11 protein-coding genes are annotated in these 8,893 nt (G+C 30.7%); 2 read left to right on the plus strand and 9 right to left on the minus strand.

What is annotated here, in order from left to right; all coding sequences use genetic code 11:
• On the plus strand, positions 1-1,026 hold a 1,026-nt coding region (locus tag EZH24_RS03800), incomplete at its 5' end, for a DUF6175 family protein (protein ID WP_137997799.1).
• Between the two features lie 2 nt (positions 1,027-1,028).
• Positions 1,029-1,574, plus strand: a complete 546-nt coding sequence (locus EZH24_RS03805; protein ID WP_137997800.1) for an epoxyqueuosine reductase QueH — start codon at positions 1,029-1,031, stop codon at positions 1,572-1,574.
• An 87-nt stretch (positions 1,575-1,661) separates the two neighbouring features.
• Here the strand turns inward: EZH24_RS03805 and EZH24_RS14780 are convergent, their stop codons facing one another.
• From EZH24_RS14780 to rbsD, 9 genes are all read right to left on the minus strand, one after another.
• Positions 1,662-1,829 carry a hypothetical protein gene (locus EZH24_RS14780; protein ID WP_170310834.1) on the minus strand — a complete coding sequence of 56 codons (168 nt, stop codon included), beginning with the start codon at positions 1,827-1,829 and terminating at the stop codon, positions 1,662-1,664.
• 161 nt (positions 1,830-1,990) lie between these two features.
• Positions 1,991-2,197 (minus strand): 50S ribosomal protein L31, encoded by a 207-nt coding sequence (gene rpmE, locus EZH24_RS03810; protein ID WP_137997801.1) that lies wholly within the window; start codon positions 2,195-2,197, stop codon positions 1,991-1,993.
• A 181-nt stretch (positions 2,198-2,378) separates the two neighbouring features.
• Complete coding sequence (locus tag EZH24_RS03815) at positions 2,379-2,897, minus strand: YcxB family protein (protein ID WP_236847058.1); 519 nt, start codon at positions 2,895-2,897, stop codon at positions 2,379-2,381.
• A gap of 14 nt (positions 2,898-2,911) precedes the next feature.
• Complete coding sequence (locus EZH24_RS03820) at positions 2,912-3,787, minus strand: VIT1/CCC1 transporter family protein (protein ID WP_170310835.1); 876 nt, start codon at positions 3,785-3,787, stop codon at positions 2,912-2,914.
• A gap of 78 nt (positions 3,788-3,865) precedes the next feature.
• Positions 3,866-4,753 (minus strand): ribokinase, encoded by an 888-nt coding sequence (gene rbsK, locus EZH24_RS03825; protein ID WP_137997803.1) that lies wholly within the window; start codon positions 4,751-4,753, stop codon positions 3,866-3,868.
• Positions 4,754-4,855: 102 nt separating this feature from the next.
• Positions 4,856-5,737 carry a D-ribose ABC transporter substrate-binding protein gene (locus EZH24_RS03830; protein WP_137997804.1) on the minus strand — a complete coding sequence of 294 codons (882 nt, stop codon included), beginning with the start codon at positions 5,735-5,737 and terminating at the stop codon, positions 4,856-4,858.
• A 48-nt stretch (positions 5,738-5,785) separates the two neighbouring features.
• Positions 5,786-6,721, minus strand: a complete 936-nt coding sequence (locus EZH24_RS03835) for an ABC transporter permease subunit (protein ID WP_201798556.1) — start codon at positions 6,719-6,721, stop codon at positions 5,786-5,788.
• A complete protein-coding gene (locus EZH24_RS03840; RefSeq protein ID WP_137997806.1) occupies positions 6,718-8,205 on the minus strand; it encodes a sugar ABC transporter ATP-binding protein in 1,488 nt (495 codons plus the stop codon). The genes EZH24_RS03835 and EZH24_RS03840 overlap by 4 nt, the downstream gene beginning before the upstream one ends.
• 12 nt (positions 8,206-8,217) lie before the next feature.
• Positions 8,218-8,613 (minus strand): D-ribose pyranase, encoded by a 396-nt coding sequence (rbsD, locus tag EZH24_RS03845; protein WP_137997807.1) that lies wholly within the window; start codon positions 8,611-8,613, stop codon positions 8,218-8,220.
• Between the last annotated feature and the right edge of the window lie 280 nt (positions 8,614-8,893).

An 8,893-nucleotide genomic window follows, 5' to 3' on the forward strand; every position in this document is an offset into this window, starting at 1 on the left:
GACGGGAGAGGAGAGGCAAACGCGATAGAACGAGCGATTGAAAGCGCAAAAAGAAACGCGGTCGAGCAGGCTGTCGGTTCTATAATTCATGGAGTCGCTTCGGTTGGAAATAATAAATTGCTTGAGTCAAAAATATACGAAAATACTACGGGTTATATTTCTTCTTATAAAGTCCTTGAGATAAACAAAAATACTTCGGTTTGGTATTCTAAAATAGAGGCGGTTGTCGGAGTCGATATGATTCAAGATAATTTGCAGGCTATGGGAATATTAATGGACAGAAAAAGTATGCCTTTGATAGTAGTTTTGGTAATAGACGAAAACGGAGATTTAAGCGAGTCTTTTAACGTTCAATTGGAAAAAAATATGGGAGATAAAGGTTTTAAATTCGTAAATTCAAGTTCTTTAAGAAAAATCATGCGAAACGAAAATTACGATATAGATTTTTCCGATTCGGATTCGGTAAAAAAAATAGCTCAATCTACTGGCGCGCAAATAGCGGTAGTTGGAAAAGCTGGAGCTTCTTACTTTACTACAATACAAGGCACGGCAATGAAAAGTTATAGAAGCGATGTCGCTATAACTGCGATTAATATAGCGGATTATTCGGTTGTAGCGAGAGCGACTCATCAAGCGGGAGGAGTCGGAGGAAGCGATAAAGACGCTCATTCTATAGCGTTGGTAAAATCTGCGGATTCAATATCGGACGATTTTATAAGTCAAATCGTAAACAAATGGCAAAGCGAAGTTCAAAATGGAACGGAATATACAATTTATGTTTCGGGACTTAATTTTGACGATTCTATAGATTTCGAGGACGCTCTTAAAAAAAATATAGGCAATATTAAAAATGTTTATAACAGAGGAATCGCGGGAGATTCTTCAAGATATGTGATTCAATATGTGGGAACGAGCAGAAATCTTGCGGTGGATATTAATTCCAAAGCGAAAAATATGGGCTATCAAATAATAATAAACGGTTTTGACGATAAAACGATTACATTGAAAGCTTCTAAAAGACAATAAAAATGAAACCTAAATTAGTGATTCATACTTGTTGCGCGGTTTGTATGTGCTATCCGAAAACTTTGCTTGAAAACGAAAATTATCAAACTATATTTTATTTTTACAATCCGAATATTTATCCTATAAAAGAATACGAAAGAAGAAGAGACGAATTTATCGATTATGCAAAGTCGATTAATATAAGCGTTCATATAGAAGAAAACGAAAAATATATTGAAGAATGGAATAACGATATAAAAGGTTTTGAAGACGAACCAGAAAGAGGAGCGAGATGCAATATATGTTTTAAGCATAGAATAAATAAAGCGTTCGAATATGCGAAAAATATAAACGCTCGATATGTTTCAACGGTTATGACGGTAAGCCCGCATAAAGACAGCAAAGCGATAGAAGAGATAGGAAATTCTTTGGCGAAAAAATATTCTCCAATAGAATATTTGCATATAGATTTTAAGAAAAAAGACGGATTCAAAAAAACTAATATAATCGCAAACGAAGTCGGACTTTATAGACAGAATTACTGCGGATGTAGGTTTAGTATAAGATAATATTTGTAGTTAACATAATGTAAAATTTAAGAATATAAAAAACCAACTACAATAAAAATGCAATTGGTTTTTTAACCGAAATAGAAATTAAACATATACATCCAACACATTCCCTATACTATTGTTTCGCTCTTTCGATATAATATTAGCTATTTTATCGCTTAATTGAGCAGAATTATAAACATTTAACCCCGCGCTACGCATATGCCTAGTCAAAGGAAACATTTTAGATGAATAAATAGAGTTCACTTCCATGTTTAACCCTCCTGTAATTTATTCACTTTAATTATTATCGGAATTTTTATATTTAAAAATTAATTTCAAATTAAAATTTTTATACGAAAAATAAAATAATTAAGCCTATAAAAATATTATAGACTTAATTACCATGAAAGAAATTTAATAAATTTAACAACTTATTGCTTTTTTATGCCGTAACGCTTATTGAATTTATCGACTCTGCCAGCGGCGTCAAGGATTTTTTGTTTTCCCGTAAAGAAAGGATGACAATTATGACAAATGTCGACATGCAATGTTTTTTGAACGGAACGAATCTTAAAATTAGCTCCGCAAGCGCAATTGACATCCGTTTCATAATATTGTGGATGTATATCTTTTTTCATTTTATATTCTCCAAAATCAATAATAAACAAATTAATTGGAATAATTATACAATAAATTAAATTTTATTGCAAGTAGCATAAATTAAAGCTATTTTAATTATATATATTGAATAAATTTAATAAAATAGTCCTAATAATTATATTTGTAATATGAAAGTTTATTTATTATTTTTAAGTTAAATTAAGTTAAGTAAGAAAGTAAAAAATCAATATCTTCTTTACTCAAATAAATTTTAGGAACGATTATTGCCGAAGTATCGTCCGTGTAAATAAAAATCGACTTTTCGCTAAAATCTATCTTTTTTATATATGGCTTATTAAAAATCATTTCGCCTCTGTCTTCTTTGAAAATTAATTTGTCTTCGTATATTGTCAAAATTTTATTGCCAAATACTCCGTCAAGTTTGCCCGCTTTCGCGTATTGACAAATTTTCTTTATTATCTTTTTCTCCAATCGATTTTTATAAGTTTTTATTTGAATTATTGAAAAAAGTAAAGATAATAAAATTGCGGGAATGATTATTAAATAATTTTCGCCTTTGAAAAACGAAATCATAAAAGCGATTAACAATATATAAATAACCGCTAAAATTACGATAGTTTTTTTAGTCGAAGATTTTATTTGAGAATTGATTTTTAAGTAATGAAGTTGAAAATCTATAAAATCTTTTAATTCCAATTTATATTTAAATTCTTTCATAATTATTAAAATTATTAAATATCTATTCCTAAAAAATTTTTAACCAAAATTCCTATAAAGAAACTTATTCCCGCAACCGTTAAACTTATGCTAACCATTTCAAAAAATCTGTTTCCAAAAGGCAGAGATTTTGCAACCGAAACATAATAAGTAAAAATAAATATTATAAAAATCACGATAAAAATCATAGTAATCAAAGCGTAAACGCATTTATCGTCTGGGAAAATCAAATAAGGCATTATTAAAAAACTAACCGTTATCAAATAAATCATTCCCGTATATAGAGAAGATTTGAAAGCGTTTTTCTCTCCGTCCGATTTTGCCGAAAGATACTCGGAAGAAGCCATCGATAGAGTCGCCGATATTCCCGTGATTATTCCCGATAGAGCGACAAGTTTATTATTTTGCAACGCGAAACTTAATCCCGCCAAAGTCCCGCTTATTTCAACGAGCGCATCGCTTAAACCCAAAACCATAGAGCCTATATATTTTAATCTATCCTCGTCAAGTATCGAGATTAATTTATTTTCATGTTCGTCTTCTTCAAAAGCGATTTTTTTAGCGTCTGGAATTTCCTCTTCTATTTTTGAGTAAATATATTCGGCGCTTTTTTCTCCGCCTTCCATTATTTTAATTACAAAAGTATAGCCGAATATGACGCTTAAAATAAAGAATTTGAATACTTTTAATTTTTGAGGTTTCAATTTTTTATTCGTATATTTTTCCAAAATTTTTGAATGAATTAATTCCTCTTTCGCTATATCAGTTAAGACTTTTTTGTCGTCTTCTTTTTTGACGAACTTTACCAAATTCAAATAAACATGATATTCGTTCACTTCGTTTTGCTGCATATCGAGTAAAAATTTCAAAGTTTTTTCGGAGATTTCCATAATTATTACCAACCGATTTTAAATTATCGAATAATATTATAATGAAAATATTTTAATTGCAAAACAGTTTGAATTATTTTAATTCCAATTTTTATTAATCACTTCTTCGTAAGTTGGAATCGAATCTATCGCGCCTTTTCTTGTGACGGTTATATTTGAAACTTTGATTGCAAATTCTATCGCTTCTTCGATTGTTTTATTTTCCGACAACATTCTAACTACTCCGCCTAAAAAACTGTCTCCCGCCGCCGTGGTGTCGACAACTTTCACATCGTAAGCGTCAAAATGTTTTCTGCTAATTTTATTATTTTCTTTCGTTATCAATTCGCAACCGTTTTTACCCAAAGTTAAAATAATATTTTTGACACCGCATTCAAATACATAATCTATTCCGCCGATTATATCTATTTCCGTTTCGTTTGGAATAAGAATATCAACGCAACTTAAAAATTCTTTGTCTAATTTCACCGCTGGAGAAGGATTCAAAATTACGGTTTTATTTAATTTTTTAGAAACACTCGCCGCATATTTTGCAATCTCCAAAGGAATTTCTAATTGCATTACTATAATATCGAATTTGTTTATCAATTCTTCTTTAATGTCTTCTTTAGTAATTAAAGCGTTCGCTCCTTGAGAGACTATTATATTGTTAGCTCCGCTTTCCGTTACCGTAATAAAAGCTATTCCCGTAGAAACATTTTTTTTGATTATTAGATTGTCTATGTTGACTTTATTCGAAGATAGAGAATCGGATAAATCTTTTCCAAAATTATCGTTTCCTATAGCTCCGAGTATGGAGATGTCTCCGCCTAATTTCGCTATAGCCGCCGATTGATTAGCTCCCTTTCCTCCGTTTCCCGTATAAAAATCTTTTCCGAGTATTGTCTCCCCTTCTTTAGGAAACCTTGGAGAGACGACTACCAAATCTTTATTTACGCTTCCTATTACTAAAACTTTCTTCATAATATTTAATATCTCTAATGTTTTTATAATATTTATGAAGTAATAATTAAATATAAATAAAAAATTATTACTTCATAAACAATAATTCTACTTTAATTAAGTTTATTATTCTTTTATTAAAGTAATTTCTACGGGAATCGTTTTTTCAACCGTTTCGCCGTTTATTATTTTTAAAGCCGTTTCAATCGCTATCGCTCCCATTAATTCTGGTTGTTGGGCGACTGTAGCTTTCATAGTTCCCGTTTGAACGGCATAGATTGCGTCATCGGTAGCGTCAAATCCTATGATAACTATATCTTTACCTAAAGATTCAACCGCCTCTAAAGCGCCTAATGCCATTTCATCATTGTGAGCAAATACTCCTTTAATATCTGGATTAGCTTGAAGTATATTTTCCATTACCGTTAAACCTTCCGCTCTGTTAAAATTGGCAGTTTGACTTGCAACTATATTTAATCTTCCGTCCGCCGATTGATGAAAACCTTTTCCTCTATCAATAGTGGCAGTCGCTCCAGGAATTCCTATAAGTTCGGCAACTTTTGAATTTTCGCCTATAAGCTCAATTAAATATTCTCCCGCCAATCTAGCGCCAGCGACATTATCTGAAGATATAGCCGCTGTAACTTCAACTCCGTTTACGCCTCTATCTACGCTTATAACGGGAATATTTGCGTTTATAGCGTCTAAAACTGCTGGGGCTACCGCATCTGAATCTACGGGATTAACTATTATAACTTGAACATTTTTAGAAATTAAATCCTCAATATCGCTCGTTTGTTTTGCCGTGTCATCGGATGCATTAACCACGCTTAAATTAATATTAAGCTCTTTTGCTTTTTGTCTCGCTCCATCAGAAAGACTTACAAAAAACGGATTATTTAAAGTCGATACGGATAATCCAACCGTTGCCCTATTACCTTGACTTTCCCCAGATTTACAAGATAAAATAAGAATCGATAATAATGTAATAATTATAATTTTCTTCATTTTTATTCTCCTTTTGTTGAATTTTTTATATTATTTTATATTATCTTTTTATCTATTTCTATCGGATATTACGGCTAAAAATATTACCAAAGCTTTAACGACATCTTGATAATAAGAAGACACGCCTATAATATTTAAACCATTATTCAATACCGCTATAATAAGTATTCCTATTAAAGTTCCCGTGATTTTTCCTCTTCCGCCCGTCATACTCGTTCCGCCTAAAGCTACAGCTGCAATAGCGTCAAGTTCGTATCCGCTTCCAAGCGTAGGTTGAGCCGAACCGAGCCTTGAAACCAATATTAAACCAGACAACGAAGCCATAAATCCAGAAACCGCATAAACTATCAATTTTATATTATTAGTGTTTATTCCCGCCAATTCCGCCGCTTTTGAATTGCTTCCCGTTGCGTATATTTGTCTGCCTAATACCGTCTTTTTTAGGACAAATAAAAATATAGCGAAAAATATAATCAATATCCAAACGGGTATTGGAATTCCAATCAAAGAACCTTTTCCTATTTGATTTAAAAGAAAATTATCGCCCAATCTTGAAATAGGTCTTCCTCCGCTTAAAATCATAGTCAATCCTCTATAACCCGTCATAGTTATTAAGGTTGCAATAAAAGGTTGTAATCTTGATTTTGTAACCATTAACCCGCTTATAGTTCCCAATATAATTCCAAATATTAACGCTATTAACATAGACAACGGAGCGGGTAATCCGATTTTTATAGTATGAGCGCAAATTATACTCGTTAAAGCGAGAACAGAACCTACGGATAAATCTATACCGCCCGTAAGAATTATGCATGTCATACCGAAAGCTATTAAACCGTTAATTGCCGATTGACGAAGCAAAGATAAGAAATTATTAACCGTTCTAAAATCGGGACTAATTATACTAATAACTACTACTAAAAAAATTAAAGCTATAAAAGAGCCGTAATCTTGCAAATATTGTATTATATTTTTGTTTTTCACAATACTCCTCCAGTGGCAAGCACCATAATATTTTCTTCTGTGGCATCGTTTCTATTTAAAAATCCAGCGACTTTACCTTCATGTATAACCATAACTCTATCGCTCATTCCTATTATTTCGGGCAATTCGGATGAAACCATAAGTATCGCAATGCCTTTTGAAGCCAAATCGTTCATCATAGAATATATTTCTTTTTTGGAGGCTATATCGACTCCTCTTGTCGGTTCGTCCAATATAAGTATTTTAGGATTGCTAATTATCCATTTCGCAAATATAACTTTTTGCTGATTTCCGCCGCTTAAGTTATTGCATATATGGTTGACTCCGCTGCATTTAACATTAAAATCTCTAACCGCAAAAGAACTTATAAAATTTTCCTTGCTTTTATTTATTAAAAATTTATTATTAACTATTCTACTAAAATTATTTAAAGACACATTATTTTTTATATTCTCGTTTAACATTAATCCCTCGACTTTTCTGTCTTCGGTAATAAATCCTATTCCGTTTTTTATAGCCTGCTTGGGATTTTTTATATATACTTTTTTACCTTCTATTTCCACATTTCCAGAATCTATTGGCAATACTCCAAAAATGCTTTTCATAATCTCGGTTCTTCCCGCTCCCATAAGTCCGTAAACTCCTAAAATTTCGCCGTAATGCAAATCAAACGAAACATTATTAAAAAATTTATTATACGATATAGATTTTACTTCCAATGCAACCCCAAGTTTTTTGTTATCGGTTCTAGGAAATCTATCTCCAATATCTCTGCCTATCATCATATTAATAATTTCGTTCATAGAAGTGTCTTTAATATTTTTAATTCCGATATATTCTCCGTCTCTCATTACGGTAATTCTATCGCATAATTCAAAAATTTCTTCCATTCTATGCGAAATGTATATTATAGAAACTCCTTTTTGTTTTAAGGATTTAATTATTTTAAATAAATGTTCCGTTTCGTTATTGGTTAATGCGGCTGTAGGTTCGTCCATAATTATAACTTTTATATCGGATATTAAAGCTTTCGCTATTTCCACCATTTGCCTTTGCCCAACGGATAAATCGGATAGTTTTTGATTCACATTTAAATTTATTCCCAAATTATTTAAAGTTTCTTTAACTTTTTCTTGCATGGCTTTTTTATCTAAAATTCCAAATTTATTATATATCTCTTTTCCAAGAAATATATTTTCTTCAACTGTCATATCCAACAAACTATTTAATTCCTGATATATAAAAACTATGCCGTATTCTTCCGCTTCTTTAGGATGATTAAAAGAGATATTTTTATCGTCTATAAATATTTCTCCAGAATCTTTTGAATATACTCCCGTTAATACTTTCATTAAAGTCGATTTGCCCGCTCCGTTTTCTCCCATAAGCGCATGTATTTCTCCATTGTCCAATGAAAAGTTGGCGTTATTTAGGACGGTTATATCGCCAAAAGATTTTATAATATTTTTCATTTCTATTTTCATAATTAATCCATATTAAAATATGCAAGCCGATTGCAATATTATATTAGCGTAAGGAGTTGCCTCTCCCGTTCTAATAATGGCTTTACAATCTAAAGTTTTTTGTTTAAAATTATTGTGGCTTACATACTCTATTGATATATTTTCAAACATACTTAAAATTTTATTATAAACTTCTTTATTGTTATTCTTTATTTCTTCGGCAAGTATTATACGCTCAATTTTCATATCTTTAGTTATTTCGGATAATACATCCATAAAAGACGGCGAGCCTAATTTTAAAGATAAATCTATAGCCTTTATATCGTTAGGACATGGCAAACCCAAATCGGATATGCATATCAAATCGGTATGACGCATATAAGACAATATTTTAGAAATCTCGCTATTTATAATTCCATTTCTTTTCATTAATTCTTAAATCCAAATTTCAAATAATTTATATTATACAATATATTAAATTATTTTAAATTTGTCAAATTTTTTCTGCAATTTTTTTTGAAAATTTTAATAAAATTTCTTAAACTTTATAAAATTATGATAATATATAGTCATAAATTTATAGTTGTAGCAATTTTTAAGATAAAAACTAAAAAATTTATAAATTGTTTTGGTTAAATTTGAATTAAAATTTTAAAAAAATTGTTTGTAATATTTGGAGATAATACGGTAAAATAAAAATTTAAATTAA

The sequence above is a fragment of the Brachyspira catarrhinii genome (assembly GCF_005518285.1).
GTDB lineage: Bacteria > Spirochaetota > Brachyspiria > Brachyspirales > Brachyspiraceae > Brachyspira > Brachyspira catarrhinii.

Coding starts and splice junctions, on each gene's coding strand:
- EZH24_RS03815 (WP_236847058.1), bottom strand. CDS start 2,897: ATGAAAGAATTTAAATATAAATTGGAATTAAAAGATTTTATAGATTTT.
- EZH24_RS03805 (WP_137997800.1), top strand. CDS start 1,029: ATGAAACCTAAATTAGTGATTCATACTTGTTGCGCGGTTTGTATGTGC.
- rbsD (WP_137997807.1), bottom strand. CDS start 8,613: ATGAAAAGAAATGGAATTATAAATAGCGAGATTTCTAAAATATTGTCT.
- EZH24_RS03840 (WP_137997806.1), bottom strand. CDS start 8,205: ATGAAAATAGAAATGAAAAATATTATAAAATCTTTTGGCGATATAACC.
- rpmE (WP_137997801.1), bottom strand. CDS start 2,197: ATGAAAAAAGATATACATCCACAATATTATGAAACGGATGTCAATTGC.
- EZH24_RS14780 (WP_170310834.1), bottom strand. CDS start 1,829: ATGGAAGTGAACTCTATTTATTCATCTAAAATGTTTCCTTTGACTAGG.
- EZH24_RS03830 (WP_137997804.1), bottom strand. CDS start 5,737: ATGAAGAAAATTATAATTATTACATTATTATCGATTCTTATTTTATCT.
- EZH24_RS03820 (WP_170310835.1), bottom strand. CDS start 3,787: ATGGAAATCTCCGAAAAAACTTTGAAATTTTTACTCGATATGCAGCAA.